This window comes from Halomonas sp. LBP4 (genome assembly GCF_003202205.1).
Taxonomy (GTDB): domain Bacteria; phylum Pseudomonadota; class Gammaproteobacteria; order Pseudomonadales; family Halomonadaceae; genus Halomonas; species Halomonas flagellata.
In genome coordinates, this window is record NZ_PDOG01000001.1 from 654,289 (window position 1) to 680,524 (window position 26,236).

The window sequence follows — 26,236 nt, forward strand, 5'->3', positions numbered from 1 at the left end:
AAGCCGCTACGGAAAAGCTGTCGCCGCAATTGGCCCGGTTATGACTTTATGCGTTTAGCATGCTTTTTGACCACCAGATCATAGGACTCATTCAGCAAAGGAGCCAAGTCTTCGATCATGGTTTTGTCAGGATTGAGAACACATACCCAAGACATCCACGCATAGACTGCAACCAAACCCCGATACTGGTCAAGAATGTACTCCGAGATTTCCTTTTCCCGCACTTTACCGCCTTAGTCATAACGCCGCGCACACCGGTGCGAGCTTGCGAGCGTCAGGCGGCCGAAGGCTGCGCAGTGCTGCGCTTGGTCATGTGTTTGTGTGAGGTGTGATGGTATTTACCTGACAGTCGGCCGCTGACAGCAAAGTGGCCATAGTGCCCCCCGTGGGTTATAGAACGAGTGTCTGACGCTCGGCTGTAACACCATGAGGAAACCACTATGACCACCGAGGAAAAGGTAGCACGACGCAAGCTCAGCCTCCTAGAGCTGGCCAAGGATCTCCAGAACGTCAGCGTTGTAACCAGGGACGAATATCGACCACGCGCATCCCTGCCGCTTGCGCCGCTTGGAGCCCTGCATCCCCGTCCTCAAAAGCCACGCAGTCCCTCGGGGTGACCGCGATCCGTTCCGCCGCCATCAAAAATACATCTGGTGCCGGTTTTGGGCGGCCAGCCTCCTGCGAACTGATCACCGCGTCAAACAACTCAAGAATGCCAATCGCTCGCAAGGAGGTTTCCGCCGATGCCTTGGTACTCCCAGTTGCCACTGCCATAGGGAGATGCCGATGAAAGCGGCGCGCAATGTCGACCACCGCCGCCACGGGGCGCAGTGCACTGGTCGGTAGACTGTGAAAATAGGTATCACGTTCCGCCGCGATACTCTTGGCATCGACCGTCAGTCCTTTTTCCGCGGCCAAGCGACGGACGATCTCGTCCACGGGCACACCAGCCCATTGATAAAAGCGCGCCTCCGTGAAGTCCAAGTTGTGACGGCGCAGGACGGTTACCCAGGCGTGGTAATGCAAGGGCATCGAATCGACAAGGGTGCCATCGCAATCGAAAATCAACCCTCGGCACCCCAGAGGCAAGGCCCAGTTCATCGTCGTCGCTCCTATGATGATGGCGATAGTGGCGGCGGGCCGTCGGCCCACACCCCCCATGCCTGCAATAGAGCTACTTCCGCCCTACCCTGCACGCTGCGATGGCGCCGCCATCCATGCGGTAGTCCCTGCGCTTATTGCAATCACGCTGCCTTAGCCTCTGAGATTACGCAGGCAGGAGGGGTTGTGCAAAACGGGGGCGACACGCGGTTCAACGCGACTCGCATGGCGAGGCCTGAACGGCGCAGCCAGATGACGCCACCGGAGCGAGGCGGCGTTCGATAGCGGGTATCAACGACAACGGGGCCGCCCAGCAGGACGGCCCCGTTGTCGTGTCTTCGGCCTCTTCAGAAGAACAGCCGCCGCAGCGCCTCGCCGGGGTCGTCCTCGCGCATGAAGGCCTCCCCCACCAGGAAGGCGTTGACGTCGTGCTCGCGCATGCGCAGCACGTCGGCCTGGGTATGGATGCCCGATTCGGTGACCACGGTGACGCCGGCGGGGATGCGCGGCAGCAGCTCCAGGGTGGTCTCGAGTCGGGTATCGAAGGTGTGCAGGTCGCGGTTGTTGATGCCCACCAGGCTGAGGTCGAGCTTGAGCGCCCGGTCCAGCTCCAGCACGTCGTGGACTTCCACCAGCACGTCCATGCCGAGCTCCACGGCCTGGCGGTGTAGGTCGGCCATCTGGACGTCGTCCAGGGCCGCGGCGATCAGCAGGATGCAGTCGGCGCCGATGGCCCGGGCCTCGCTGACCTGGTAGCCGTGGGTGATGAAGTCCTTGCGGATCACCGGAAGCGAGCAGGCCTCACGGGCCTCGACCAGGAAGTCCTCGTGGCCCTGGAAGAAGTCGGCATCGGTGAGCACCGAGAGGCAGGCCGCGCCGCCCTTGGCGTAGCTGGCGGCGATCTCCGCCGGGTGGAAGTCCTCGCGCATCACGCCCCTGGAGGGTGAGGCCTTCTTGATCTCGGCGATCACCGCCGGGTCGCCCTCGGCGATCAGGCGCTCCAGCGCCGCCACGAAGCCGCGCGGGGCATCCTGCTCGCCGGCCAGACGCAGCAGCTCCTGCTCGGGGACGGCACGGCTCCGCTCGGCGACTTCCTCATCCTTGCGGGCCAGGATGCGGGTCAGGATGGTGGGGGTACCTCCCCGGGAAGACGTCATATCGAACTCCTTATCGAGGAATGGCCAAGGGGATAGCCGGGCAATCCCTACTGCTGGTAGACCCGGGTGAAGAGGGCCAGCTCGCGGAGCTTCTCGAGCGGCATGTGGGAGGCCTGGGCATCCTGGGCCAGCACCACGCCCTCCTTGAGGTTGTCGGCCACGCCGGCCGCATAGAGCGCCGCCCCGGCGTTGAGGGCGACGATATCCGCGGCGGGCCCCTCGCCTTCGAGGGCCTGCTTGACCAGGCGCAGGCTGTCCTCGGCGGTCTGCACGCGCAGCGGATCCAGCGACTGGCGCTCGATACCGAGCTCCTCGGGGGTGATGACGTACTCGCGGATCTCACCGTCCTTGAGCTCCGCCACCTGGGTCGAGCACGCCAGCGAGATCTCGTCGAGGCCATCCTCGGCGTGCACCACCAGCACATGCTGGCTACCCAGGCGCCGCAGCACCTCGGCCATCAGCGGCACCAGCTCGGCGGAGTAGACACCGAGCAGCTGGTTGGGAGCCCCGGCTGGATTGGTCAGCGGCCCGAGGATGTTGAACAGGGTGCGCACGCCCATCTCGCGGCGCGGGCCCACGGCGTGACGCATGGCCGGGTGGTGGTTGGGGGCGAACATGAAGCCCACGCCCACCTGCTCGATGCAGCGCGCCACCTGGCCGGCGTCCAGGTCGAGGTGGATGCCGGCCACGGCGAAGAGGTCGGCGCTGCCCGAGGAGGAGGAGACGCCGCGGTTGCCGTGCTTGGCGACGTGAGCGCCGGCGGCGGCGACCACGAAGCTGGCCGCGGTGGAGACGTTGAACAGGTTGGCGCCGTCGCCGCCGGTGCCGACGATGTCGACCACGTTCTCGGTGTGGAGCGTCACCGGCTTCATCAGCTCGCGCATCACCTGGGCGGCGGCGCTGATCTCCTCGGCGGTCTCGCCCTTCATGGCCATGCCGATCAGGAAGCCGGCGATCTGGGCGTCGCTGGCCTCGCCGGTCATGATCTGGCGCATCACCTCGTGGGTGTCGGCGAAGCTCAGGTTCGCGCGGCGCATCACCGCGGCGATGGCGTCTCTCATCTGCATCGGATGGGTCTCCTCTCGCTCAGCGGCGTTTCAGGAAATTGGCCAGCAACTCATGCCCCTGGCGGGTCAGGATCGACTCGGGGTGGAACTGCACCCCCTCGACATCCAGCTCGCGGTGACGCAGCCCCATGATCACCCCCGGGGTGACGTCGTCGTCATCGGTCCAGGCGGTGACCTCGAGGCATGCCGGCAGGTTCTCCCGCGCCACTATCAGGGAATGATAGCGGGTCACCTCCAGCGGATCCTCGAGCCCTTCGAATACCCCCTGCTGGCCATGGCGGATCCGCGAGGTCTTGCCGTGCATCACCCGGGGGGCCCTGACCACCTGGCCGCCGTAGACCTGGCCGATCGCCTGATGGCCGAGGCAGACGCCGAGGATGGGCAGCTTCCCGGCAAAGTGGCGGATCGCCGCCATGGAGATACCGGCCTCGTTGGGCGTGCAGGGCCCCGGCGAAATCACCAGGTGACTGGGCGAGAACGCCTCGATCTCCTCGAGGGCGATGGCGTCGTTGCGGTGGGTGACCACCTCGGCCCCCAGCTCGCCCAGGTACTGCACCACATTGAAGGTGAAGCTATCGTAGTTGTCGATCATGCAGACTTTCATGGTCTTTCTCTCTCTCGCACCTCGGGGCGCTCGCCCGGCCATGGCCGGCGGTGGATAAGGGGCGTGGCGCCTACTCGAGATTGTCGAGGCCACGTTCGGCCATGGCCACGGCGCGGAACAGGGCGCGTCCCTTGTTGAGGGTCTCCTGCCACTCCATCTCGGGCACCGAGTCGGCCACGATACCGGCGCCGGCCTGGACGTGGAGCTCGCCATCCTTGATCACCGCGGTGCGGATGGCAATGGCGGTATCCATATTGCCGTGCCAGGAGAGGTAGCCCACGGCGCCGGAGTAGATGCCGCGCTTGACCGGCTCCAGCTCGTCGATGATCTCCATGGCGCGGATCTTGGGCGCGCCGGAGAGCGTTCCCGCCGGGAAGGTCGCCCGCAGCACGTCCATGGCCGACAGCCCGGGCTTCAACCGGCCGGTGACGTTGGAGACGATGTGCATCACGTGGGAGTAGCGCTCCACCACCATCTGGTCGGTGACCTTCACCGAGCCGGTCTCGCTGATGCGCCCCACGTCGTTGCGGCCCAGGTCGATCAGCATCAGGTGTTCGGCCACCTCCTTGGGGTCCCCCAGCAGGTCGGCCTCCAGCGCCCTGTCCTCGTCTTCCGTCCTGCCCCGCACCCGGGTACCGGCGATCGGCCGCACGGTGACCTCGCCATCCTCGAGGCGGGTGAGGATCTCCGGCGAGGAGCCCACCACCTGGTGGTCGTCGAGGTTGAGGAAGAACATGTAGGGCGAAGGGTTGAGGCTGCGCAGCGCCCGGTAGAGGTCCAGGGGCGAGGCCCGGTAGGGGATCGACATGCGCTGCGAGGGCACGCACTGCATGATGTCGCCGGCCAGCACGTACTCCTTGATCGTCTCCACCGCGGCCTTGAAGCCCGCCTCGGTGAAACCGGAAGTGAAGTGCCCCTCCTCCACCGCCGCCCGGCCGGTGCCGGGGCTGATGGTGTTGAAGGTGGCGCTGCGCAGGCGGGTCTCCAGGCGCTCGAGCCGGTCCAGGGCGCCCTCGTAGGCCGCCTCCTCGACCGGGTCGGCATGGGTCCAGAGGGTCAGCCGGCCGGAGAGGTTGTCGAATACCACCAGGTCGTTGCAGACCATCAGCAGGATGTCCGGCACGCCGATGGGATCGGGCTTCTCGACGCCCCGCAGGCGCGGTTCGATATAGCGGATGGTATCGTAGCCAAAGTAACCCACCAGGCCGCCATCGAAACGTGGCTGGTCGTCGAGTCGCGGCACCTTGAAGCGCGACTGGAACTGCTCGATCCAGGCCAGCGGATCCTCGACTTCCGTGGCGCCCTGGCGCTCGCCATCGACGACATGAGTGACGGTGAAACCACGCACCTCGATGCGCTCGCGACACGGCAGGCCGATGATCGAGTAACGCCCCCACTTCTCACCGCCCTGCACGGACTCCAGCAGGAAGGTCCAGGGCTCGTCGGCGAGCTTCAGGTAGGTGGACAGGGGCGTGTCGAGATCGGCCAGCACCTCGCGGGTGACCGGAATGCGGTTGTAGCCGGCCGCCGCCAGCTCATGGAAACGTTCGGGGGTCATCATGCCCGGATCCTCGATGATGGAAGTCGGCGATGGTGGTATCGGAGACGAGCGGCAGCCCGCTCAGCGGTGGAGCGTCACCATCGCCAGCCGCCGGGCACGGCGAGCGGCGCAGTCGGGAAGGCAGCAACCGTCAGGGGGTCACCGCCACGAGAGGAGAGGTCATCCAGCGTCATGCGGCCGTCCATCGAAGCGTTTCCCGCGCGGGGAAGTGTGATAGCGAAAACATATTGACCAGGCAGTGCTCATAGCGACAGCCAAAGTTACCCTAAACGAGTTCCGCCAGCGATTCAACCACGGCATCGGGGCCGCTGTCGCGCACCGGCTCCCCGTGATTGTAGCCATAGGGCACCGCCAGGGTGCGAAAACCCGCGGCCCGGCCCGCGGCGATGTCGTGGCGCGAGTCCCCCACCATCAGGCAGGCCTCGGGCGCCACACCAAAGTGGGCCGCCACGTGCCGCAACGGCGCCGGGTCGGGCTTCTTCTGCGGCAGACTATCGCCGCCCAGGCAGAGGGCGAAGTGATGTTCGAGCCCGAAGCCCGTGAGGATGGGCGCGATAAAGGCATACGGCTTGTTGGTCACCAGCGCCAGGGGCACTGCCTTCTCTCGCAGGGCGTCCAGGCACTCCCGCACCCCGGGATAGAGGCGCGTACGCGAGCCGGGGTCGTGCGCGTAGTGTGCGAGGAAGGCATCGTGGGCGCGAGCCAGCAGGGCGCTGTCGATATCCGGCGAGGCGCCGGGGACTGATCGTAGAGGGGGTCCTATGCCAGGGATGGCATCGGTAGCGCCCAGGGAGGGGTTCACAGCGCCCCCTCGGAGATCAGTCGCCGGATCAGCCTCGCCGCTTCTGGCGAGGACCGCATGACGCAGAGCCCGCTCCATCAATACCAGCGAGCCGTTGCCCACCCAGTCGCGCACTCGTGCCTCGCCGGCGACCGGCAGGCCCAACTCAACCAGGCTGGCGTCCACCGCCACCGCCAGGTCGGGTACCGAATCGATCAGGGTGCCATCCAGGTCGAAGGCCACCAGGGACACCCCTTCCAGCAAGCGATGCATCGCCACTCCTCCTGCGCGGTTGTCACGGCACTCTACCCGGCCAACGGGCTTCATGCATGTAATATTACGAAAAAAATATGCGCCACGACGCCCCGGACCATAGGCAGCCGCCGCGGGGGCCGCTATGCTGGAAGCGTTTTCATCACCCTTCCCTATCACTTTCACTCAGGAGTCTCCCATGACACCACCCCGTATCGTGGTGGTCGGCGGCGGAGCCGGCGGCCTCGAACTGGTCACCCGCCTCGGCCGACGCCTCGGCCGGCGCGGCAAAGCCGAGATCGTATTGGTGGACCGCAACGCGACCCACATCTGGAAGCCACTGCTGCACGAGGTCGCCACCGGCGCCCTGGATTCCGGGCTGGACGAGATCGCCTATCAGGGGCACGCCCGGGCCCACGGCTACCGCTTCCAGCGTGGCACCCTGTGCGACCTGGACCGGGAGACGCGCACGCTGACCCTGGAGCCGATCCACGACGACGACGGCGCCGAGGTGCTGCCCCCACGGACCTTGACCTACGACGAGCTGGTGATCGCGGTGGGCAGCGTCAGCAACGACTTCGGCACCCCGGGGGTGAGTGACCACTGCCACTTCCTGGACAGCCCCGGCCAGGCCGAGGCCTTCCGCCGCAACATGCTCAATGCCTTCCTGCGCTACAACGCTCTGCCGCAACACCGGAACCCCCGGATGGTGGTGGGCATCGTGGGCGCCGGCGCCACCGGCGTGGAGCTGGCCGCCGAGCTCTACGACGCCTCCCAGATGCTCAACAGCTATGGCTTCACCACCCTCGAGAGCGAACATCTCGAGGTGCACCTGATCGAGGCGGCGCCGGGCATCCTGCCGGTCCTGCCCGACCGCATCAGCCGGGCGGTGCATGCCGAACTGGAGCGCCTGGGCGTCCGGGTGCACGTGGCGACACGGGTCATCGAGGTCGAGCCATCCGCCATCGTCACCGCCGACGGCAAGCGGATCGAGACCCACCTGAGCGTCTGGGCCGCCGGCATCAAGGCCCCGGCCTTCCTCTCGGCACTGGGCCTGACCACGGAGCACAACCACCGCCTCAAGGTCGATGCCACCCTGCAGAGCATCGACGACCCGCACATCTTCGCCTTCGGCGACTGCGCCAGCTGTCCCCAGGCGGATGGCTCGATGGTCCCGCCCCGGGCCCAGGCCGCTCACCAGCAGGCCGAGCGGCTGTATCGCAACCTGCGGGCCCGGCTCGACGGCAGGCCACTCAAGCCGTTCGTCTTCCGGGACCGCGGCTCGCTGATCTCGCTGGCCCACTTCGATGCCATCGGCAGCCTGATGCGCGGCGCTTCGGCACGCAGCCTGTTCATCGAGGGCCATCTGGCCAAGTTCTTCTACGCCTCGCTCTACCGCATGCACCAGCGCGCCATTCACGGCAGCCTCAAGACCGCCCTGATGGTGGTGGTGGATGGGCTCAACCGCTTCCTCAAGCCGCGCATGAAACTGCACTGACTCCGGCACCGCCAACGACCGGGGCCGCCGAATCTGCCGGCGGCCCCGGGCCGCGGCGCGGCGACCCAACGCTCGAGGGCGGCCTCCTGGCTAACGGTGTCGCGGATGGCCCGCTTTCGGGCGATCCGCCAGCCAGGCGCGCTTCTCCGTCGCCGGGAGTCGCTTGAGCCACGCCTCGAGGCGCAGCGCCTCGCCGCGGCTGCCCACCGCCTCGTGGTGGACCAGCCGCAGGGGGCCGCGGCCTCGCAGCGCCTTGGCCCCACGCCCGGCACGATGCTGGGCCAGGCGCCGGTCTACGTCGGTGGTGATGCCGGTATAGAGGGCGCCGCCGGCGGTCTCTATCATGTAGAGGTGCCACCGCGGGGTCGCCGGCCTGTCGTTCACCGGATCCCGGCCAGCTGCTCGCGGAACTCGCGGATCACGCTGTCGTAGCGGTGCGGGTCGGCCTCGCTGCCGGCCTGGAACACCGCCGAGCCGGCGACGAAGGTGTCGGCCCCGGCCCGGGCGATCTCGGCGATGTTGTCGACCTTGACGCCACCGTCGATCTCGAGGCGGATATCGAGCCCCGAGGCATCGATGCGCTGACGCGCGGCACGCAGCTTGTCCAGGGTGCCGGGCAGGAACGCCTGGCCGCCGAAGCCCGGGTTCACGCTCATCAGCAGCACCATGTCGACCTTGTCCATCACATGATCGAGGTAGGCGAGCGGCGTGGCCGGGTTGAACACCAGCCCCGCCTTGCAGCCACCGTCGCGGATCAGCTGCAGGGAGCGGTCGATGTGGTCCGAGGCCTCCGGATGAAAGGTGATGTAGCTCGCGCCGGCGTCGATGAAATCGCCTATCAACCGGTCCACCGGGCGCACCATCAGGTGCGCGTCGATGGGCGCGGTGACGCCGTGTCTCCTCAGCGCCTCGCAGACCAGGGGCCCGATGGTCAGGTTGGGCACATAATGGTTGTCCATCACGTCGAAGTGGACGATATCGGCACCGGCGGCCAGCACATTATCCACCTCCTCGCCCAGGCGGGCGAAATCGGCGGAGAGGATCGAGGGGGCGATGAGAAAGTCGCGGGGCGCATCGGTCATGAAAGTGTCCAGGCGGTTGCTCCAGGAAGGCTGCATTCTACCAGAGCCGCCACGCCCCGGCAGAACAGCAGCGAAATCGACCCACCTTGCGGTGCCACACATATATTTCAAAATCGAATACAAATCACGAGTGTAATACCCTCAACGCAATCCTAGCCTTCACGTCAATATCCTGCATACCCGGAGTGAACCTCATGCCCCTGCTCCCCCTGTTTCACCGTGGCGTCGTGGGTACCGCTCTGGCCGTCGCCCTCGGCACCGGCCTGGCGACGCCGGCCGTGGCCGCCGAGCGCGAGCTGCTCAACTCCTCCTATGACATCGCCCGCGAGCTGTTCGCCGCCCTCAACCCGGAGTTCCAGGCCTGGTGGCAGGACGAGCACGGCGAGGAGGTCGAGATCAGGCAGTCCCACGGCGGATCGTCCGCCCAGGCTCGCGCCATCCTCCAGGGACTGCGCGCCGACGTGGTGACCTACAACCAGGTCCCCGACGTCCAGGTGCTGGCCGATGGCGGCATGGTCGCCGAAGACTGGCAGGCACAGCTGCCCAACAACGCCTCGCCCTACTACTCCACCACCGCCTTCCTGGTCCGCCGGGGCAACCCCAAGGAGATCGAGAACTGGGACGACCTGGTGCGCGAGGACGTGGAGATCGTCTTCCCCCATCCCAAGACCTCCGGCAACGGCCGTTACACCTACCTGGCCGCCTGGGGCTTCGCGGATGCGGAATTCGAAGGTGATGAAGAGAAAATTCACGACTTCATGCGCACCTTCCTGCGCAACGTGGCGGTGTTCGACACCGGCGGCCGTGGTGCCACCACCAGCTTCATCGAGCGCGGCGTCGGCGATGTCCTGGTCAGCTTCGAGTCCGAGGCCAACAACATCCGTAGCGAGTACGGCGAGGAGGACTACGAGGCCATCGTGCCGCCGGTCAGCATCCTGGCCGAGTTCCCGGTCGCGGTGGTCGAGTCCAACGCCGAGCGCCATGACAACCTCGACCTGGCCCGGGGCTACCTGGAGTACCTCTACAGCGAACAGGCCCAGCGCCTGCTTGCCAGCTTCAACTACCGCGTGCACCACGAGGCGGTGGTCGAGGAGTTCGCCGAGCGGTTCCCGGAAACCGAGCTGCTGAAGGTCGAGAACATCGTCGGTAGCTGGGAAGCGGCCATGGAAGAGCACTTCGCCGGCGGTGCCCTGCTGGACCAGCTGCAGCGCCGATGATCACCAGCCGCCAAGATAACGCACTCAGCGATCAGTCGCGCCGGCCTGGCGGGCCCAGTACATCAGCGTCTCCTGTTCGCCCGTCAGCGGGTCCTCGCGCTCCCCGCAGACCTGGAAGCCCAGCCGCAGGTAGAAGGAGACGGCCCGCACGTTGCGCGAGTAGACGCACAGGGTGATGCGGCGGCGGCGCTCCATGGCATGGGCCATCAGTTGCGTGCCGTGACCATAGCTCTGCACCTCCGGGTCGACGAACAGCGCCTCGAGGTGGTCGTCGTTGAGGGCAGCGAAGCCGATCACCCGACGGCCGGCTTCCAGCACATGCAGCTCGGCGGTGGGCAGATGGTCGCGCGCCATCTCCCCGGCCCGCGCCTCCCAGAAGTCGGCGGGAATGAAGTCGTGGGCCCGGCGCGAGGCTCGCAACCAGATGTCGACGAGGAGCGGTATGTCCTCGGGCGTCGCGGGTCGAATCATGGTGGCCATCCGTTGGTCTATCGCGACAGTGTAACCCTCGGGCCGTACGCCGGGAATTCCTGCGCTCGTCGCGGGGCGATATACTCGCGGGACATCCTCCCACCTGACCTCTCGGAGTACCCGGATGCGTCGTCGCCACCTCCTTCGTCTTTCCGCCGTGCTGCTCGCCGGTCTCTGGCTGGCCGGTTGCGCCAGCCCCCACTACCTGCAGCTTAACCCGAAGCGCAGTGCCGCCGTGCCGCAGACCGGCAGCGGCCAGCAGATCACCGTGGTGGCCGTCGACGGCCGTGACAGCGAGGTGATCGGTACCCGCAGCGGCAGTGCCATGTCCACCGCCACCATCACGGTCAGTGCCCATGAGCTGGTGCCCCGGCTCCAGGCCGAGGCCGAGCGGGCCGTGCGCGAGATGGGCTTCACCCCCACCACCGAGCGTGCCCAGGGGCGACCCAGCCTGACCCTGACGCTCGATCACCTCGGCTACGGGCGCGGCCAGAGCCGCCCGGTGATCGACGAGGCGCGCCTGGAGGCGGTGTTCATCGCCGAAGCGGTCAACGGCGGCAACACCTATACCGGCACCTACACCTCCCGACGCACCCAGAGCTTTGCCTTGCGCCCCGACCGCGACACCAACACCCGCATGGTCAACGACCTGCTCTCGGATGGCCTCGACCGCGCCTTCCGCGACCCGGAGCTGGGGCGGCTGCTGGCCAGGTGAAGTGCGCTGCGCCGTGACATGAGAAGGGCGCCCCGCGGGGCGCCCTCGTCGTTGTCAGGCTGCTAGATCGAGGGACCTCGCCTCACCAGGGCCCAGACGCTCTCGCGAAAGCCGCTGCCGGCTTCCGGTTCGCCATCCTCCAGGTGGGTGACCTGGAAGTTGGGCTCGAACAGCTCGCGCACCTCCTCGGCGGTCACGCTGAAGGGCGGCCCCCCCTCGTCGCCGGGGGCCCGGGTCAGGCTGATCAGCAGCCCCCGCGCGCCCGGCGGGATCAACTGGGCGAGGTGGAAGGCGTAGCGCTGCCGGGTGGCGGGCGGCAGGGAGATCAGCGCGGCGCGATCGTAGAAGGCACCGACCTCCGCCGCCTGCTCGATGTGGAAGTGGAAGAAGTCGCCGCACCACAGCTCCACGTTGCCCTGGCGGCAGACGTCGAAGCCATCCTGCCGATAGCGCGAGACCTCCCCCGACCCCGCGGCGACGAACTGTTCGATGGCCTCGGGAGCGAACTCGATGCCCAGTACCGGATGGTCATGCTGCCCCAGCCAGCGCATGTCCAGGCTCTTGCCACACAGCGGCACCAGCACCTTGGTGCCGGGCGTCACGCCAGGCAGGGGCCAGTACCGTACCAGCGACGGATGGGGCTGCTCGCGGTGGAAGCCGATACGTCCCTCCCGCCAGCGGTCGAGCCATTCGTTGGCCATCTGCTCTCCTGCGCGTGCGGGCTCAGAACCAGCGGTCGCGCTTCTTGCGACGGCGCGGCAGGTGGGGAACGATCAGGCCGACCAGCAACCCGCCCCCCGCTACACCGCCACCGTACATGAAGTAGCGCAGCAGCAGGTCCTCCTCCTGGGTGTCGAGGCGTGCCTGGAGCCGGCGAATGGTACTGCGCGACTGTTCGGCCTCGGCGTCGAGCTCGCGGTTACGGGACTCGAGTTCGTCGATTCGCTGCTCGCTGGCTGCCAGGGCCTCGGTCATCGAGGCCACCCGGTTCTCCCACTCGCCATTGATGCCATCGAGCTCGTCGGTCAATTCGGCCACCCGGGTCTCCAGCTCCGGCAGGCGCACCTGGGCGCTGGGCACCTCCTGCAGCTCGCTGCTCAGCACCCAGACGGTGTTGTCGTCGCTATTGCGCACCCGGGTATAGTCGCCGCTGGTCTCCAACACCGTGACCGGTTCGCCGGCGGTCAGGGTGCCGATGATGCGGTAACCGTCGGTGGGACCACTGCGCACGTAGGTGGTGAGTGAGTCGGACACCCACCGGGTGCCATCGTCGACCTCCTGGGCGTGCAGCGGCAAGGCCAGCAACCCCAGGGCCACGCCCATGGTCAAGAATCTGAAATCGTGTTTCGTCATGCCGTCGTCCTGGCTGTAACTAGCGGGATCCGCTCCACCGCGACCCGTCACCGTCACCGGCTTCCTTCCGGCAACGGCACGATGAGACAACGCCGGGAAGGCACACTGCCCGGCCCTGGCAGTTTTCCACAGCTTCTGTGGACAAGTGCCGGGAAAACCGCTGGAAAGCCGCCGACGAGGGCCGCCCTGCCCGGCTCGCCCTCCCCTTGGTCATTCCGTGACCAGGCATCAGCGCTCGCCCCTGGGCGGAGGCGCGAAGGGTCGCGGAAACTCCGCTACCCTGCCCTCGCTCTTCACCGCCCTCGGCGGGCCCTCACGCTCCACCTCGTCGATCCGCACGATGGCGTTCAACGGCAGATAGCTGCGGCTGACACCGTCGAAGGTACGCCGCAGCTTCTCGGCAGAGGGATCCACCACCAGCTTCGAGACATCCTCGAAGACGAACTCCTCGACCTCGATGAAGCCCCAGAGCTCGCTCTGGAAGATCTCGCGGACATAGAGCTCCCAGACCTCGCCCTGCTGGTGGAATACCACTCGATAGATCGGTTTGGCCGCCATGATGGTGCCTGTTCCTCGCCTGTCGCCCTGAAATGCAACGCGCGGCGCGCGCGTGTCGCGAGGCGCCAAGGGTACCATAGTCGGCCACGGCGCACCCGGGCGTGCTGGCCCCTCGCGGGGTGCCCGCGTATAATACAAGCCATTCGAATGGCCGTCTCCGGCCACAGCCTCGCGAAGAGCTCGCGACTCCCATTCATCCTCATCGGTGACAGACGTCGGGCGCCAGCCGCCACGACCCTATTCTTATGGCGAAGAAACTCTTCATCAAGACGCACGGCTGCCAGATGAACGAGTACGACTCCGCTCGCATGGCGGATCTGCTCGGCGAATCCCACCAGCTTGAGCTCACCGACGACGAGCGCGATGCCGACGTCATCCTGCTCAACACCTGCTCGATCCGCGAGAAGGCCCAGGAGAAGGTGTTCCACCAGCTCGGCCGCTGGAAGAAGCTCAAGGAGGCCAACCCCGAGCTGGTGATCGGGGTGGGCGGCTGCGTCGCCAGCCAGGAGGGCGAGGCGCTGCGCAAGCGCGCGCCCCACGTCGACATGGTGTTCGGCCCCCAGACCCTGCATCGGGTGCCGGCGATGCTCGACTCGCGCCGCAACGACCAGATCTCGGTGGTCGACGTCACCTTCCCCGAGATCGAGAAGTTCGACCACCTGCCCAAGCCGAGCTCCGACGGCGCCACCGCCTTCGTTTCGGTGATGGAGGGCTGCTCCAAGTACTGCACCTTCTGCGTGGTGCCCTACACCCGCGGCGAGGAGGTCTCGCGACCCTTCGAGGCGGTGATGGACGAGGTGATCCACCTGGCCGACCAGGGCGTGCGCGAGATCAACCTGCTGGGCCAGAACGTCAACGCCTATCGCGGCGAGAACCGGCTCGGCGACGAGATCGACCTGGCCGAACTGATCGGCTGCGTGGCGGCGGTGGAGGGCATCGATCGGGTGCGCTTCACCACCTCGCACCCGGTGGAGTTCTCCGACAGCCTGATCGAGGCCTATGGCGAGATCCCCGAGCTGGTCAGCCACCTGCACCTGCCGGTGCAGGCCGGCTCCAACCGCATCCTGGCGGCCATGAAGCGCGGCCACACCGTCGAGGAGTACCTCGAGAAGATGGAGCGCATCCGCGCGCTGCGCCCGGACATCAGCTTCTCCTCGGACTTCATCGTCGGCTTCCCGGGCGAGACTGAGGAGGACTTCGAGGCGACCATGGACCTGATCCATCGTATCGGCTTCGACCACTCGTTCAGCTTCGTCTACTCGGCGCGACCGGGCACCCCGGCGGCGGGCCTCGACGACGATACCCCCGAGAGCCTCAAGAAGCAGCGTCTGGCGATCCTCCAGGAGCGCATCAACCAGCAGGCGATGCAGATCAGCCGCCGCATGGTCGGGTCGACCCAGCGCATCCTGGTCACCGGCTTCTCGCCCAAGGACCCTGGGCAGCTCTCCGGACGCACCGAGAACAACCGGGTGGTCAACTTCCGCGCGGCCAACCCCTTCGATCTGATCGGCTACTTCGTCGACGTTGAGATCAGCGAGGCGCTGCCCAACTCCCTGCGCGGCGAGCTCGCCTCGCCGGAGTGCTACTGACGCTAGACGCTCGCCAGCGAGGAGCGCCGGGGGCGAGCCGAAGAGGAGGTCCTACGCCAGGGATGGCGTCGGTAGCGCCCAGGGAGGGGGTCACAGCGCCTCCTCGCAGGCTTGCCGCCGGATCAGCTCCGAGCTTTTCTCTGCGGCGCATGCATTGCCCCGGCGACCGCCGGGGCAGTAAGCTGAGCCCACATACACAACGCACGGATCCCCCTGCCTTGAGCCAGCCAGCCACCCAGGCCAATCGCATCATCACCCTGAACCTCGAGCCCAATGATCCCCGCCGCCTGGCCAACCTCTGCGGCCAGCGCGACGAGCATCTCAAGCTGGTCGAGTCCCGGCTCGGCATCACCCTGCGCAACCGCGGCAACATCTTCCAGCTGGCCGGCCCCAGCCATCGCGTCAAGGCCGCCGCCAACGTGCTCGAGCATCTCTACCGCGAAGCCGAGGCCGGTGACCTGACCCCCGATACCGTGCATCTCTTCCTGCAGGAATCCGGCCTCGAGGCCCTGGACGAGGAGGAAGGCCCCGACCAGGAGGGCGAGGTGCTGCTGCGCACCCCGCGGACGGTGATCAAGCCCCGCGGGTTCAACCAGCAGGGCTACGTCCAGAGCATCCGCGCCCACGACATCAACTTCAGCATCGGCCCGGCCGGCACCGGCAAGACTTACCTGGCGGTGGCCGCGGCGGTGGAGGCGCTCAACCAGCAGGAAGTGCGTCGCATCCTGCTGGTGCGCCCGGCAGTGGAGGCCGGCGAGAAGCTGGGCTTCCTGCCCGGCGACCTGGCCCAGAAGATCGACCCCTACCTGCGTCCGCTCTACGATGCCCTCTACGAGATGATCGGCTTCGAGCAGGTCGCCAAGCTGATCGAACGCCAGGTGATCGAGATCGCGCCCCTGGCCTACATGCGCGGGCGCACCCTGAACAACGCCTTCATCATCCTCGACGAAAGCCAGAACACCACCCGCGAGCAGATGAAGATGTTCCTGACGCGTATCGGTTTCGGCTCCACCGCGGTGGTCACCGGCGACATCACCCAGGTCGATCTGCCCCGTGGCCAAAGCTCGGGGCTGATTCAGGTCCTCGAGGTGCTCAAGGGGACCCCCGGCATCGGCGTGACCCACTTCGCCGCCAAGGACGTGGTGCGCCACCCGCTGGTGCAGCGCATCATCGAGGCCTACGACCACTTCGAGGCCGAGCAGGAGGCCGCCGAGCGCTCCCGCCGGGAGGCCCGGGAGCAGAAGCGTGAAACGCTCCGCCAGGAGCGCATCGACCACGACCGTGGCAACGGAGCGCAGAGAGACTCATGAACGCCCCGCTCGTCGACCTCCAGGTCGCCATCGAGGCCGAAGGCCTGCCGAGCCAGGCCGAACTGGACACCTGGGTGGCCGCCGTCCTGGCCCGCCACGACGTCGCCCCAGGCTCGGAGCTGACGGTGCGCCTGGTCGACGAGGCGGAGAGCCGGGCCCTGAACCGCGACTACCGCGGCCGCGACACCCCCACCAATGTGCTCTCCTTCCCCTTCGAGAGCCCGCCCGGCATCGAGCTGGCGCTGCTCGGCGACCTGGTGATCTGTCATCCCGTGGTGGTCCGGGAAGCACGCGAGCAGGACAAGTCACCGGGGGCTCACTACGCTCATATGGTGGTGCACGGCACCCTGCACCTGCTCGGATACGACCATCTCGAGGAGGCCGAGGCCGAGGCCATGGAGGCGCTCGAGCGCGAGATCCTCGCCGGCCTGGGCATCGCCGACCCCTATCATGCGGACACCCGCGATGACCCCGCCCCGCTGGGCCCCGATACCGAGGACAAGAGAGCCGACGCATGAGCGAAGACCGATCGACCAGCCAGGGCGGCAAGTCCTGGCTCGAGAAGTTGTTCAGCGCCCTTTCCAGTGACAACGACGAGCCCAGTTCGCGGGACGAACTGCTCGATTTCCTGCGTCAGACGGCCAGCCGGCTCAAGCTCGAGCAGGACGCCATGATGATCATCGAGGGCGCCCTGAACATCAGCGACCAGCAGGTCCGCGAGGTGCTGATCCCCCGCTCCCAGGTCACCGCCATCGCCCTCGACCAGCCCCTGGAGGAGTACCTGCCGGTGATCCTGGAGACCGGCCACTCCCGCTACCCGGTGATCGGCGAGAACCTCGACGAGGTCAAGGGCATCCTGCTGGTCAAGGACCTGCTGCCGCTGCTGCGGCGCGGCCAGGAGAACGGGCTGCCGTTCCGGCTCGAGGAGGTGGTGCGCCCGGCCATGTTCGTGCCCGAATCGAAGCGCCTCAACAGCCTGCTCAAGGAGTTCCGCGACACCCACAACCACATGGCGGTGGTGGTCGACGAATACGGCGGTACCGCGGGCATCGTCACCATCGAGGACATCCTCGAGCAGATCGTCGGCGACATCGAGGACGAGCACGACATCGACGAGGAGGAGGACATCCGCGAGCTCGGCGAAGGCCACTACGCCATCCGCGCCCTGACCCCCATCGAGGATTTCAACGAGCGTTTCCAGACGCGTTTCTCCGACGAGGAGTTCGACACCCTGGGGGGGCTGGTCATGCAGCGCTTCGGCCACCTGCCCGGCCGGGGCGAGCATACCGAGATCGGTGGCTGGCGCTTCACGGTGCTCAACGCCGACAACCGTCGCATCCGCCTGCTGGAAGCCCAGCCCTGCGACCAACCGGGCGACGACTGACCCGGGCATTACCCCAAGGATGGCCAAGATGCATGAACTGCGCTTCTCCCCGGCCCTGGGCTGCCTGCTGGCCCTGGCCGCGGGTGTCCTCACCACCCTGACCGCCTCCCCCTTCGAGCTCTGGTGGCTGGCCCCGGTGGCCGCCGGCCTGGTCTATGCCGGCCTGCCGGCCCTGACCCCCGCCCAGGCCGCCCTGCGCGGCTGGTGCTATGGTGTCGGCCTGTTCGGTTCGGGGGCATCCTGGGTCTATGTGTCGATCCACGACTATGGCTATACTGGCGTCCCCCTGGCGCTGTTCCTCACCGGCCTCTTCGTGGTCGCCCTGGCGCTGTTCTTCGCCGCCACCCTGTGGCTCTACCGCCTCCTGTGTGGTCCCCGGCTGGCGTTCCTCACCTTCGCCGGTGCCTGGGTGCTGGGCGAGTGGCTGCGCACCTGGCTGTTCACCGGCTTTCCCTGGCTGTTGCTGGGCAGCGGCCAGGTGGACTCGCCACTCGCCTCCTGGGCGCCGGTGGTCGGGGCCTACGGCCTGTCGCTGATCACCGCGCTGACCGGCAGCCTGGGCATCGAGATCCTGCGCCGACGCTGGTGGGCACTGGCGCCCATTGCCGCCCTCTGGCTCACCCCGCTGGCCCTGCCGACCCAGTGGACCACCCCCAGCGGTGAACCGGTGCGCGTCGCCCTGTTGCAGGGCAACCTGCCGCAGCTGATCAAATGGACACCCGAGGGGCAACGCGTCGCCGCCAACACCTACGGCGACCTGACCCGCGAGCTCGACGACACCATCGACCTGGTCGTCTGGCCCGAGGCCGCCCTGCCGATGTTCGAGGACGAGGCGCGGCCGATCCTCGAACGTGTCCAGGCCAACCTGGCACCGGCAACCGCCCTGCTCACCGGCATCCTGCAGCGCGAGGCACGCGGGCTCTACTACAACAGCGTGATCGGGGTGGGCGATGTGGACGGCCAGTACCGCAAGGAGCACCTGGTGCCCTTCGGCGAGTACCTGCCGCTGGAGAACCTGCTGCGCGGCGCCATCGCCTTCTTCGACCTGCCGATGCCGGCCATGACCCCGGGCCCCCCGGGCCAGAAGCCGATCCGCGCCGCCGGCCTGACCCTCGGCAACGCCATCTGCTACGAGATCATCTACGCCGACCTGGTCGCCGACCGCGCCCGGGACGCCGATATCCTGCTCACGGTCTCCAACGATACCTGGTTCGGCGCCTCCCTCGGCCCGCTGCAGCACCTGCAGATGGCCCGTCTGCGGGCCCTGGAGAACGGCCGCCAGGTGATACGCGCCACCAGCAACGGGGTCACCGCCATCATCGACCCCCTGGGCAACGTCACCGCCAGGGCACCGCAGTTCGAGGTGGCCACCCTCACCGGCGAGGTCACCGCCATGCAGGGCCTGACACCCTTCACCCGCACCGGCAGCTGGCCCGTCTGGCTGCTCGCCGGGCTGATGATAGTGCCGGGGCTGCGCCTGCGGCGCTGAGCTCGAAGCTCGAAGCTCGAAGCTCGAAGCTCGAAGCTCGAAGCTCGAAGCCAGCTTAAACCCGGAAATTGCCAACGAACGAAAACACCCCGAAGGTTGGATTGGGTGTCCAACTTTCGGGGTGCAGTTCAGTGCCGGTGGGGGTGTTTTTCTTACGGCTTATAGCTTATAGCTTCAAGCTCCCGGCGAAGCCGGGGTCTCGCCCAACACTTCGGGAATGGTCATCTTGACGTAGCGCCCCGGGGCCGGCTCGAGGATATCCAGCTCTCCCTCGCCGGGCTGGCGCGCCGGCACCATCTTCTCCGCGTCGACATAGCCGTTGGAGGTCATCCAGGCCTGCCAGTGGGGCCACCAGGAGCCCTCCTGGTGCTCGGCACCGGCCAGCCACTCCTCCGGTGTCTCCGGCAGTGCATCGTTGGTCCAGTAGCCGTACTTGTTCCGGCTCGGCGGGTTGACGATGCCGGCGATATGGCCCGAGCCACCCAGCACGAAGGTCACCGGCCCCTTGGGCAGCAGCGCGCCGTAGTAGGTGCTGTTCCACTTGGCGATATGGTCATCGCTGGTGGAGATGAAGTAGCTCGGCGTGGAGATCTTGCGCAGGTCGATCTTCACCCCGTCGAGCTCGATGCCGCCGGGCTCCACTAGGCGGTTCTCCAGGTACATGTGGCGGAGGTACCAGGCGTGGGTACCGGCCGGCAGGTTGGTGCCGTCGGTGTTCCAGTAGAGCAGGTCGAAGGGGGCCGGCATCTCCCCCTTGAGGTAGTTGTTGATGTAGAAGGACCAGAAGAGATCGTTCTCGCGCAGCAGGTTGAACGAGAACGCCATCACCCGCCCGTCCAGGTAGCCGTCGCGCTCGAGCTTGGCCTCGAGGCCGGCCAGCACCGGCTCGGAGAGGAAGACGCCGATGTCGCCGGGATCGCGGAAGTCCTGCAGGGTCGCCATGTAGGTCACCGACTTCACCTTGCGCCCACGGCGGGTGCTGGTGAGGTAGGCGACGGTGGAGGCGGCCAGGGTGCCACCGATGCAGTAACTGAGCAGATTGACCGATTTCTCTCCGGTGGCCTGTTCGATGGCCCCCATCGCGGCGATCGGCCCCATCTGCATGTAGTCGGCCCAGGTCAGGTCGCGCTGCTCGGGGCCGGGGTTGCGCCAGGAGATCAGGAACACCGTATGGCCCTGGTCCACCAGCCACTTGACCAGGGAGTTGTCCTGGCGAAGGTCGAGGATGTAGTACTTGTTGATCCAGGGCGGCACCATCAGCAGCGGCGTCTTGAAGACCTGCTCGGTGGTGGGGCTGTACTGGATCAGCTGGATCAGCTCGTTCTCGTAGACCACCGAGCCCGGGGTCACGGCGATATTGTCGCCGACCTCGAAGGCGCTGCGGTCGGTCATGGCGACGTTGAGGCCCTCGGCGGAATTGGCCAGGTCCTCGCGCAGCCGGGTCAGGCCGTCGATCAGGTTCTGGCCGCGGGTCTCCAGGGTCTTGCGCATCACCTCGGGGTTGGTGGTGACGAAATTGGTCGGCGCCATGGCATTGACCACCTGGCGGGCATAGAAGGTCAGGTTGCGCTGCCGCTCGGGGTCGAGACCGTCGAGGCCCTCCACCAGATCCTCGACCATCCGCGAGAACAGCAGGTACTGCTGCATGATCGCCAGGTAGTGGGGGTCGTTGGTCCAGGCCTCGTCGTTGAAGCGCCGGTCGCCCTTCGCGGGGGTGACCAACGGCTCCATCGCTTCGCCGGCCAGCGCCCGCATGCCCTGCTGCCAGAGCTGGAACTGGTCCTGGAGCAGCCGTGACTGGGCCTGCCACAGCAGGGAGGGGTTGCGCATCAGCGACTCGGCTCCCGCGCGGAAGCTCTCGCGCATGTCATCATAGACGGAGTCGGCGGCATCGCTGGGCGCCATCCGCTCCATCATTTCCTCCATCAAGGCTCGATACTCCTCGCCGACCGCCTTGAGCTGCGCATTCCAGGCCTCGAGTTCGGCCTGTGTCGGTGCTTGCACCCCTGACTGCATTGACCCCTCCTGACTTCTTGCCGGCTGATTGCCATCAACATATGAAATATGCAAAGCCGCTCCCCGGCACCCGCAATGCGGGTGCCGGGGAGCCGCTGTGGGTGTGGCCGGGCTCGGTCACACCACCTCAGTGCCGTTTCGCTCAGCTCTTGTTGCTGCTGCCGCGCGTGGACTGGCTGGTGGCCTTGGCCGATGCGGACTTGTCGCTGCCGCCGGCCTTTTCCGCCTGCTCGGCCTGCTCGGCCTGCTCGGTCGTCTTGGTCTGCTCGGCGAAGAGTTGCTCGAGCTGGTTCTTGAACTCCAGGCTCATCTCGCTCATGGCACGGGCATCCTCCAGCATCTGCCGGGAGAGCTCGTTCATCATCTCGGCCTGGCGGGTGCCGAAGTCGCGCATGTCCTCGGCATCGCTGATTTCACTGGCACTGCGCATGCGCTCGGTACCCATCTGGCTGTAGCGCTTCATCGACTCCAACTGGTACTGGGTCATCTTCTCCATGTTGTCGAGCATCAGGGAGTTGATCCTGCGCATCGGCTCGAAGAACTGGCGGGTCTGCTCGTTGAAGGCGTCGGTCATCTTGTCTGACATGGCAGGTACTCCTTGTGGGGGTGTCTAGCTGGGTGGTAGGGCCACCCTTCATGTTGCACTGCACCAAAGAGTAGTCTGCCGGGGGCCGAGTTGCAATACGATCCTGGGCGAATCCGGCAGACGATTAGCCGTCCCCCCCCTTGGTGCGGGAGCGGGCACTGGCCGTGGTGGTCTTGCGCTCACCCCGGGAAGAAGCCGGGTTATCCTCACCGGCCTCGCCGTCGCCCGGGTCGCCCTTTCCGCTCCGCTGGGCCGCACCGGCACCGGCCTGGCGCAGCATGTCGAGCATCATCTGCTGGTAGGTGCCGAAACTCGCCAACCCCTGGGAGAGTCCCTGGGAAAGCCCCTGCGGCAGCCCCGGTTGCTGAAGGAAGGGTTGCATCAGGCTCATGGGGTCATAGCCCTCCGCCCCGGACTCCATCTGCTGCTGGATGCGGCTCAGCAGGTCCTTCTGGAAGGCCTCGACATCCGGCAGGCCCAGCGCCTGGCGGAACTCCTCGGGGGTCAGGTCGAACTCGACATTGATCTTCATGGCAGCACTCTTGGTCGTCGTGATTCCAGTGTAGCAGCCATCACCGATGCCACGGCTCAACGCAGCCGCGGCGTCTCGACACGGACCTCGGCGTTCTGGCCGCGATGGCGCAGCAGGTGGTCCATCAGGGTCAGCGCCATCATCGCCTCGGCGATGGGCGTGGCACGAATACCCACGCAGGGGTCGTGTCGCCCCCGGGTGACCACCTCGACGGCATTGCCGTGGACGTCGATGCTGCGCCCCGGGGTGGAGATGCTGGAGGTGGGCTTGAGCGCCAGGTGGGCGATGATCGCCTGGCCGCTGGAGATGCCGCCCAGCACGCCGCCGGCATGATTGGAGAGAAAGCCCTCGGGGGTCATCTCGTCGCGGTGCTCGCTGCCGCGCTGGGCCACCGCGGCGAAACCGTCGCCGATCTCCACCCCCTTCACCGCGTTGATGCTCATCAGGCCGTGGGCCAGCTCGGCATCCAGACGATCGAAGACCGGCTCGCCCAGCCCCGGCGGCACGCCCTCGGCCACCACCGAGATCCTGGCGCCCACCGAGTCCTGGTCGCGGCGCAGCTGGTCCATGTAGGCCTCGAGCTCGGGAACCCGCGCCGGGTCGGGGCAGAAGAAGGGGTTGTCGCCGACCGCCTCCCAACTCCGGAACTCAATGGTGATGGGGCCGAGCTGGCTCATGTAGCCGCGCACCCGGATGCCCTGGGTCGCCAGGTACTGCTTGGCGATGGCCCCCGCCGCCACCCGCATGGCGGTCTCGCGGGCGCTGGAGCGGCCACCACCGCGGTAGTCGCGGATGCCGTACTTGTGCTGGTAGCTGTAGTCGGCGTGAGCCGGACGGAACTGGTCCTTGATCTTCGAGTAGTCCTTGGAGCGCTGGTCGGTGTTCTCGATCAGCAGGCCGATGGGTGTGCCGGTGGTCACCCCCTCGAAGACGCCGGAGAGGATCCGCACCTGGTCGGGCTCGCGGCGCTGGGTGGTATGGCGCGAGGTCCCCGGGCGGCGGCGGTCCAGGTCACGCTGCAGGTCGGCCTCGGTGAGCGGCAGCCCCGGCGGGCAGCCATCGACGATGGCCCCCAGCGCCGGGCCATGGCTCTCGCCGAAGGTGGTGACGGTGAACAGCTTGCCGAAGGTATTGCCGGACATGGGCGCTCCTCCTGGTATCGGGAGATCGGTAGCGGGTGATCAGACGAAGGACGCCGCATGGGCGTCGAGTTCCGCGGCGGTCAGGGCGAAGACGCCCTGGCCGCCACGCTCGAATTCCAGCCACAGGAAGGGTACCTCGGGGAAGGCGGCCTCCAGGTGGCGGTCGGAATTGCCGACCTCGACGATCAACACACCGTCGTCGGTGAGGTGCTCCCGGGCCTGGCACAGGATGCGCCGCACGATATCCAGTCCGTCGCGGCCCGCCCCCAGCGCCAGGGCCGGCTCGTGGCGGAACTCGGCGGGCATGGTGACCAGGTCCCGGGCGTCCACGTAGGGCGGGTTGGAGACGATCAGGTCATAGCGTCGGCCGGCGAGCCCGTCGAAGAGGTCCGACTCGACCGCCCTCACCCGTTCGCCGACGTCGTGGCGGGTGATGTTGATCCGCGCCACCTCCAACGCCTCCGCACTGATGTCGGCCAGGTCCACCTCGCAGCCGGGCAGGTGCAGCGCCGTGGCGACACCGATGCAGCCCGAGCCGGTGCAGAGGTCGAGAACCCGCGCCGGCGGCTCGTCGGGAAACCAGGCGGCGAAGCCGTGCTCGATCAGTTCAGCGATGGGCGAGCGCGGTATCAGCACCCGCTCGTCCACGCAGAAGGGAAAGCCGGCGAAGAAGGCCTCGCCCAGCAAGTAGGGCAGCGGGCGACGCGTCTCGACGCGGGCACGCACCAGCGACACGATGCGCGAACGCTCCATCGGCAGCAGCCGAGCATCGAGCACCGCGGGATCGACGTTCCAGGGCAGGTGCAGGGCGCCCAGGGTCAGGGCCACCGCCTCGTCCCAGGCGGAATCGGTGCCATGGCCGTAGAAGAGCCCGGCCAGGTGGAACTCGCTGGCGGCCCAGCGCAGGCAGTCACGCAGGGTGACGAAGCCATCGCAAAGCTCGCTGTCGGAGAGCTGGAGCGTGGAGGTGGAGACGTCGTTGGAAACGGCCACGTGGCATCCTGTGGTTGACGGTTGCGGACGGCAAGAGAGGGTCCGATTGTACCCGGCCGAGCGGTTCACAGCCACGCTCGACTCGCTATACTGGCGCTCCCTGATCCCATCCGAGTGCCCCATGAGTCGACACCGCCACCACCCGGACGACGACGACATCGAGGCCTTCCGCCAGGCCCTGCGCGAGGCCGGCGTGCGGCCGATCGAGACCAATCGCGCCGACCCGGGTCGTCACCGCCGTCCCGACCCTTCCGCCGCCGAGCGCCGCGCGGCGGCCACCGCCGCGCGCGACGACCAAGGCACGGGGCGAACCTCCGACGGCCGGGTGGAACCGGTGCGCCCCTCGGAGGCGCTCGACTTCGCACTGCCCGACCTGCCCTGGCGGACCCGCAGCCAGCTCAAGCGGGGCAGGATCGCCTGGGAGGTCGGCCTCGATCTGCATGGTTACACCCTGGAGGAGGCCCGCCGCGAACTGGAAGCCTTCCTGCGCGACGCCGCCGCCGAGGGCCGGCGCTGCGTGCTGGTGGTACACGGCAAGGCCTGGGGCACCACCAGCGACTTCCCGGTGATCAAGAGCCACGTGAATGCCTGGCTCAGGGAGTGGCCCGGGGTGCTGGCCTTCTGCTCGGCCACCGCGACCGACGGCGGCACCGGGGCGGTCTACGTGCTGCTGCGACGGCGCGGCCGGGACGGCTAAGGCCCGCCCGTCTCCCCCTCGTCGGGCAACTTCGGCGACTCCACCACCAGTGCCTGGGTGCTGCCCAAGGCCCGGTGCTTGCGGCCCTCGTAGTTGTCGAGCGCCTCCATGGCCAGCCGCTGGCCCAGGCGAATCAGCGCCTCGGCACGGTGGAACTCGTAGGCGCCGCACACCGTCTTGGGCACCTCGATCAGCACATCCGGGGGATAGCCGGCTACCTTGTACTTGGCCAGTGCCGCCTGGGTGATGTCGAACGAGGCCAGGATCATGTCCAGCCGGCCCCAGGCGCGGCGACCGACGGCCTGGTCGTCCTCCTCCTCGGCCGCACTGGCGGGGCTCAACCCGTCGAGCAGCCGGCGGGTGGCGTCGCGCACGTCGTCCATCCAGCCGCTGAACTGCTGCCCCACGACATCGCGGCGGGCGTCGTCGCGCGGCTCGTCCTTCCCCTCGTCCGGTTCATCGTCGGCCAGCAACTCGTCCAGCGTCACCGGGCGCGGGCTATGGGCGGTGGTGTTCACCGCCAGCACCAGGTCGGCATGAGCCGAGACGAGGGGAATGATCGGCAGTGGATTGAGCAGGCCGCCGTCCACCAGCACCTGGTCGCCACGATGCACCGGCGTGATCACCCCAGGCACGGCGATGGAGGCGCGAATCGCCTCCAGCAGCGGCCCGCTCTGGAACCAGACCTCGCGCTGGCGTACCAGATCGGTGGCTACGGTGGTCAGCGGGACCGGCAGATCCTCGATGCGGGTGGCGCCGATCAGCGACTCGAGCTTGCTCATGACCTTGCTGGCGCGCATGGCGCCCATGGGGCTCCAGGTGACGTCGACCAGCCGGAGCACGTCGAAGTAATCGAGCCGGCAGACCCAGTCGCGGTAGGCCGGCAGCCCCCCCGCCGCGTAGATGCCCCCCACCAGGGCCCCCATGGAGCAGCCGGAGATCGCCACGATCTCGTAGCCGCGGGCCTCGAGCACCTCGATGACGCCGATATGGGCGTAGCCACGGGCGCCGCCGCTGCCCAGCACCAGCGCCACCCGCTTGCCCTCGTTCCCCTGGTCCACACGCCGCCCATTCATCGGAC

Annotated in this window: 28 protein-coding genes; 9 read left to right on the forward strand and 19 right to left on the reverse strand. The window is 67.3% G+C overall.

The annotated features are described in order from the left end of the window. Positions 1-38 precede the first annotated feature (38 nt). The 7 genes from CR157_RS23275 to gph all read right to left on the reverse strand — a co-directional run bounded on the left by CR157_RS23275 (position 39) and on the right by gph (position 6,544). A complete protein-coding gene (locus tag CR157_RS23275) occupies positions 39-155 on the reverse strand; it encodes a DUF6194 family protein (protein WP_373681006.1) in 117 nt (38 codons plus the stop codon). Positions 156-510: 355 nt separating this feature from the next. Then, positions 511-1,161, reverse strand: a complete 651-nt coding sequence (locus tag CR157_RS03075; protein ID WP_110282058.1) for an HAD family hydrolase — start codon at positions 1,159-1,161, stop codon at positions 511-513. Positions 1,162-1,448: 287 nt separating this feature from the next. Next, entirely contained in the window at positions 1,449-2,258 is an 810-nt protein-coding gene (trpC, locus tag CR157_RS03080) for an indole-3-glycerol phosphate synthase TrpC (RefSeq protein ID WP_110282059.1), read from the reverse strand. A gap of 47 nt (positions 2,259-2,305) precedes the next feature. After that, entirely contained in the window at positions 2,306-3,325 is a 1,020-nt protein-coding gene (trpD, locus tag CR157_RS03085) for an anthranilate phosphoribosyltransferase (protein WP_110282060.1), read from the reverse strand. 19 nt (positions 3,326-3,344) lie between these two features. Continuing rightward, positions 3,345-3,929 (reverse strand): anthranilate synthase component II, encoded by a 585-nt coding sequence (locus CR157_RS03090; RefSeq protein WP_110282061.1) that lies wholly within the window; start codon positions 3,927-3,929, stop codon positions 3,345-3,347. A 70-nt stretch (positions 3,930-3,999) separates the two neighbouring features. After that, positions 4,000-5,487 (reverse strand): anthranilate synthase component I, encoded by a 1,488-nt coding sequence (trpE, locus tag CR157_RS03095; RefSeq protein ID WP_110282803.1) that lies wholly within the window; start codon positions 5,485-5,487, stop codon positions 4,000-4,002. Positions 5,488-5,755: 268 nt separating this feature from the next. After that, complete coding sequence (gene gph / locus CR157_RS03100) at positions 5,756-6,544, reverse strand: phosphoglycolate phosphatase (RefSeq protein ID WP_110282062.1); 789 nt, start codon at positions 6,542-6,544, stop codon at positions 5,756-5,758. A gap of 178 nt (positions 6,545-6,722) precedes the next feature. Between gph and CR157_RS03105 the strand changes: the two genes are divergently transcribed. Beyond that, positions 6,723-8,021 (forward strand): NAD(P)/FAD-dependent oxidoreductase, encoded by a 1,299-nt coding sequence (locus tag CR157_RS03105; RefSeq protein WP_110282063.1) that lies wholly within the window; start codon positions 6,723-6,725, stop codon positions 8,019-8,021. Positions 8,022-8,111: 90 nt separating this feature from the next. Here the strand turns inward: CR157_RS03105 and CR157_RS03110 are convergent, their stop codons facing one another. Beyond that, the gene (locus CR157_RS03110; RefSeq protein WP_110282064.1) at positions 8,112-8,366 is read right to left on the reverse strand and encodes a GIY-YIG nuclease family protein; all 255 of its coding nucleotides are present in this window, start codon (positions 8,364-8,366) and stop codon (positions 8,112-8,114) included. A 35-nt stretch (positions 8,367-8,401) separates the two neighbouring features. Then, positions 8,402-9,103 carry a ribulose-phosphate 3-epimerase gene (gene rpe / locus CR157_RS03115; protein WP_110282065.1) on the reverse strand — a complete coding sequence of 234 codons (702 nt, stop codon included), beginning with the start codon at positions 9,101-9,103 and terminating at the stop codon, positions 8,402-8,404. 194 nt (positions 9,104-9,297) lie between these two features. Between rpe and cysP the strand changes: the two genes are divergently transcribed. Next, the gene (gene cysP, locus CR157_RS03120; RefSeq protein WP_110282066.1) at positions 9,298-10,320 is read left to right on the forward strand and encodes a thiosulfate ABC transporter substrate-binding protein CysP; all 1,023 of its coding nucleotides are present in this window, start codon (positions 9,298-9,300) and stop codon (positions 10,318-10,320) included. A 24-nt stretch (positions 10,321-10,344) separates the two neighbouring features. Here the strand turns inward: cysP and CR157_RS03125 are convergent, their stop codons facing one another. Next, entirely contained in the window at positions 10,345-10,791 is a 447-nt protein-coding gene (locus CR157_RS03125; RefSeq protein WP_181421942.1) for a GNAT family N-acetyltransferase, read from the reverse strand. A gap of 124 nt (positions 10,792-10,915) precedes the next feature. Here CR157_RS03125 and CR157_RS03130 point away from each other — a divergent pair, with 124 nt between their 5' ends. Beyond that, on the forward strand, positions 10,916-11,506 hold the full coding sequence (locus CR157_RS03130) for a YajG family lipoprotein (protein WP_110282068.1): 591 nt from the start codon (positions 10,916-10,918) through the stop codon (positions 11,504-11,506). Positions 11,507-11,568: 62 nt separating this feature from the next. Here the strand turns inward: CR157_RS03130 and CR157_RS03135 are convergent, their stop codons facing one another. The 3 genes from CR157_RS03135 to CR157_RS03145 form a co-directional block, all read right to left on the reverse strand. Continuing rightward, positions 11,569-12,207 (reverse strand): thiopurine S-methyltransferase, encoded by a 639-nt coding sequence (locus CR157_RS03135; protein WP_110282069.1) that lies wholly within the window; start codon positions 12,205-12,207, stop codon positions 11,569-11,571. Positions 12,208-12,229: 22 nt separating this feature from the next. Beyond that, positions 12,230-12,859, reverse strand: coding sequence for a TIGR04211 family SH3 domain-containing protein (locus CR157_RS03140; protein ID WP_110282070.1), 630 nt, complete (start codon positions 12,857-12,859; stop codon positions 12,230-12,232). Between the two features lie 228 nt (positions 12,860-13,087). Next, positions 13,088-13,417 (reverse strand): DUF1820 family protein, encoded by a 330-nt coding sequence (locus CR157_RS03145; protein WP_110282071.1) that lies wholly within the window; start codon positions 13,415-13,417, stop codon positions 13,088-13,090. A 245-nt stretch (positions 13,418-13,662) separates the two neighbouring features. On the opposite strand from CR157_RS03145, the gene miaB reads away from it, so the two are divergent. The 5 genes from miaB to lnt all read left to right on the forward strand — a co-directional run bounded on the left by miaB (position 13,663) and on the right by lnt (position 19,189). Further along, positions 13,663-15,006 (forward strand): tRNA (N6-isopentenyl adenosine(37)-C2)-methylthiotransferase MiaB, encoded by a 1,344-nt coding sequence (gene miaB / locus CR157_RS03150; protein ID WP_110282072.1) that lies wholly within the window; start codon positions 13,663-13,665, stop codon positions 15,004-15,006. A gap of 218 nt (positions 15,007-15,224) precedes the next feature. Next, positions 15,225-16,316: a PhoH family protein gene (locus CR157_RS03155; RefSeq protein WP_110282073.1), complete on the forward strand. Its 1,092-nt coding sequence runs from the start codon at positions 15,225-15,227 to the stop codon at positions 16,314-16,316. Then, positions 16,313-16,834: an rRNA maturation RNase YbeY gene (gene ybeY, locus CR157_RS03160; RefSeq protein ID WP_110282074.1), complete on the forward strand. Its 522-nt coding sequence runs from the start codon at positions 16,313-16,315 to the stop codon at positions 16,832-16,834. Before CR157_RS03155 ends, ybeY begins: the two co-directional genes overlap by 4 nt. Then, positions 16,831-17,700, forward strand: coding sequence for an HlyC/CorC family transporter (locus CR157_RS03165; protein ID WP_110282075.1), 870 nt, complete (start codon positions 16,831-16,833; stop codon positions 17,698-17,700). The genes ybeY and CR157_RS03165 overlap by 4 nt, the downstream gene beginning before the upstream one ends. A gap of 28 nt (positions 17,701-17,728) precedes the next feature. Next, positions 17,729-19,189: an apolipoprotein N-acyltransferase gene (lnt, locus tag CR157_RS03170; RefSeq protein ID WP_110282076.1), complete on the forward strand. Its 1,461-nt coding sequence runs from the start codon at positions 17,729-17,731 to the stop codon at positions 19,187-19,189. Positions 19,190-19,363: 174 nt separating this feature from the next. Here lnt and phaC read toward each other — a convergent pair whose 3' ends face one another. The 5 genes from phaC to prmB all read right to left on the reverse strand — a co-directional run bounded on the left by phaC (position 19,364) and on the right by prmB (position 24,458). Further along, a complete protein-coding gene (gene phaC / locus CR157_RS03175) occupies positions 19,364-21,205 on the reverse strand; it encodes a class I poly(R)-hydroxyalkanoic acid synthase (protein ID WP_110282077.1) in 1,842 nt (613 codons plus the stop codon). Positions 21,206-21,347: 142 nt separating this feature from the next. Next, the gene (locus tag CR157_RS03180; RefSeq protein WP_110282078.1) at positions 21,348-21,791 is read right to left on the reverse strand and encodes a phasin family protein; all 444 of its coding nucleotides are present in this window, start codon (positions 21,789-21,791) and stop codon (positions 21,348-21,350) included. A gap of 124 nt (positions 21,792-21,915) precedes the next feature. Then, a complete protein-coding gene (locus tag CR157_RS03185; RefSeq protein ID WP_110282079.1) occupies positions 21,916-22,323 on the reverse strand; it encodes a hypothetical protein in 408 nt (135 codons plus the stop codon). Positions 22,324-22,379: 56 nt separating this feature from the next. After that, complete coding sequence (gene aroC / locus CR157_RS03190; RefSeq protein WP_110282080.1) at positions 22,380-23,465, reverse strand: chorismate synthase; 1,086 nt, start codon at positions 23,463-23,465, stop codon at positions 22,380-22,382. A 39-nt stretch (positions 23,466-23,504) separates the two neighbouring features. Next, entirely contained in the window at positions 23,505-24,458 is a 954-nt protein-coding gene (prmB, locus tag CR157_RS03195; protein WP_258364051.1) for a 50S ribosomal protein L3 N(5)-glutamine methyltransferase, read from the reverse strand. A 121-nt stretch (positions 24,459-24,579) separates the two neighbouring features. On the opposite strand from prmB, the gene CR157_RS03200 reads away from it, so the two are divergent. After that, on the forward strand, positions 24,580-25,155 hold the full coding sequence (locus CR157_RS03200) for a Smr/MutS family protein (protein WP_110282082.1): 576 nt from the start codon (positions 24,580-24,582) through the stop codon (positions 25,153-25,155). Here the strand turns inward: CR157_RS03200 and CR157_RS03205 are convergent. Next, the gene (locus CR157_RS03205) at positions 25,152-26,231 is read right to left on the reverse strand and encodes a patatin-like phospholipase family protein (RefSeq protein ID WP_110282083.1); all 1,080 of its coding nucleotides are present in this window, start codon (positions 26,229-26,231) and stop codon (positions 25,152-25,154) included. The two genes, CR157_RS03200 and CR157_RS03205, sit on opposite strands and share 4 nt — an antisense overlap. Positions 26,232-26,236: the final 5 nt, after the last annotated feature.

Coding starts and splice junctions, on each gene's coding strand:
- CR157_RS23275 (WP_373681006.1), bottom strand. CDS start 155: ATGTCTTGGGTATGTGTTCTCAATCCTGACAAAACCATGATCGAAGAC.
- CR157_RS03075 (WP_110282058.1), bottom strand. CDS start 1,161: ATGGGGGGTGTGGGCCGACGGCCCGCCGCCACTATCGCCATCATCATA.
- trpC (WP_110282059.1), bottom strand. CDS start 2,258: ATGACGTCTTCCCGGGGAGGTACCCCCACCATCCTGACCCGCATCCTG.
- trpD (WP_110282060.1), bottom strand. CDS start 3,325: ATGCAGATGAGAGACGCCATCGCCGCGGTGATGCGCCGCGCGAACCTG.
- CR157_RS03090 (WP_110282061.1), bottom strand. CDS start 3,929: ATGAAAGTCTGCATGATCGACAACTACGATAGCTTCACCTTCAATGTG.
- trpE (WP_110282803.1), bottom strand. CDS start 5,487: ATGACCCCCGAACGTTTCCATGAGCTGGCGGCGGCCGGCTACAACCGC.
- gph (WP_110282062.1), bottom strand. CDS start 6,544: ATGCATCGCTTGCTGGAAGGGGTGTCCCTGGTGGCCTTCGACCTGGAT.
- CR157_RS03105 (WP_110282063.1), top strand. CDS start 6,723: ATGACACCACCCCGTATCGTGGTGGTCGGCGGCGGAGCCGGCGGCCTC.
- CR157_RS03110 (WP_110282064.1), bottom strand. CDS start 8,366: ATGATAGAGACCGCCGGCGGCGCCCTCTATACCGGCATCACCACCGAC.
- rpe (WP_110282065.1), bottom strand. CDS start 9,103: ATGACCGATGCGCCCCGCGACTTTCTCATCGCCCCCTCGATCCTCTCC.
- cysP (WP_110282066.1), top strand. CDS start 9,298: ATGCCCCTGCTCCCCCTGTTTCACCGTGGCGTCGTGGGTACCGCTCTG.
- CR157_RS03125 (WP_181421942.1), bottom strand. CDS start 10,791: ATGATTCGACCCGCGACGCCCGAGGACATACCGCTCCTCGTCGACATC.
- CR157_RS03130 (WP_110282068.1), top strand. CDS start 10,916: ATGCGTCGTCGCCACCTCCTTCGTCTTTCCGCCGTGCTGCTCGCCGGT.
- CR157_RS03135 (WP_110282069.1), bottom strand. CDS start 12,207: ATGGCCAACGAATGGCTCGACCGCTGGCGGGAGGGACGTATCGGCTTC.
- CR157_RS03140 (WP_110282070.1), bottom strand. CDS start 12,859: ATGACGAAACACGATTTCAGATTCTTGACCATGGGCGTGGCCCTGGGG.
- CR157_RS03145 (WP_110282071.1), bottom strand. CDS start 13,417: ATGGCGGCCAAACCGATCTATCGAGTGGTATTCCACCAGCAGGGCGAG.
- miaB (WP_110282072.1), top strand. CDS start 13,663: ATGGCGAAGAAACTCTTCATCAAGACGCACGGCTGCCAGATGAACGAG.
- ybeY (WP_110282074.1), top strand. CDS start 16,313: ATGAACGCCCCGCTCGTCGACCTCCAGGTCGCCATCGAGGCCGAAGGC.
- CR157_RS03165 (WP_110282075.1), top strand. CDS start 16,831: ATGAGCGAAGACCGATCGACCAGCCAGGGCGGCAAGTCCTGGCTCGAG.
- lnt (WP_110282076.1), top strand. CDS start 17,729: ATGCATGAACTGCGCTTCTCCCCGGCCCTGGGCTGCCTGCTGGCCCTG.
- phaC (WP_110282077.1), bottom strand. CDS start 21,205: ATGCAGTCAGGGGTGCAAGCACCGACACAGGCCGAACTCGAGGCCTGG.
- CR157_RS03180 (WP_110282078.1), bottom strand. CDS start 21,791: ATGTCAGACAAGATGACCGACGCCTTCAACGAGCAGACCCGCCAGTTC.
- CR157_RS03185 (WP_110282079.1), bottom strand. CDS start 22,323: ATGAAGATCAATGTCGAGTTCGACCTGACCCCCGAGGAGTTCCGCCAG.
- aroC (WP_110282080.1), bottom strand. CDS start 23,465: ATGTCCGGCAATACCTTCGGCAAGCTGTTCACCGTCACCACCTTCGGC.
- CR157_RS03200 (WP_110282082.1), top strand. CDS start 24,580: ATGAGTCGACACCGCCACCACCCGGACGACGACGACATCGAGGCCTTC.
- CR157_RS03205 (WP_110282083.1), bottom strand. CDS start 26,231: ATGAATGGGCGGCGTGTGGACCAGGGGAACGAGGGCAAGCGGGTGGCG.